The organism is Paramesorhizobium salinisoli (assembly GCF_003335045.1).
In the GTDB taxonomy this organism is placed as follows: Bacteria; Pseudomonadota; Alphaproteobacteria; order Rhizobiales; family Rhizobiaceae; genus Paramesorhizobium; species Paramesorhizobium salinisoli.
Genome location: NZ_QOZG01000173.1, coordinates 1 through 253 on the forward strand (window position 1 = coordinate 1; position 253 = coordinate 253).

At 54.9% G+C, this 253-nt stretch carries 1 protein-coding gene; it reads left to right on the forward strand.

What is annotated here, in order from left to right:
- The coding region (locus DUT91_RS25415) for an ABC transporter substrate-binding protein (protein WP_245420040.1) at positions 1 to 253 on the forward strand (253 nt) is incomplete at both ends.

The following is a 253-nucleotide window of genomic DNA, read 5'->3' on the forward strand; positions in this document are numbered from 1 at the left end:
TTTCGAACGGCGCGTTCAAGCTCACCGGCCATGTGCCGAACGACAACCTCACTGTCGAGAAGAACCCGGAATATTGGGATGCAGCCAATGTAAAGCTCGACAAGGTCATATTCTACCCCATCGATGAGGCGGCTTCGGTCCGCCGCTTCGAAGCGAAGGAAATGGACCTCGTCTATAATTTCTCAGCCGACCAGATCCCCCGCCTGCGAAACGCCTATGGCGACAGCGTTCATATCTCGCCTTCGCTTTCAAC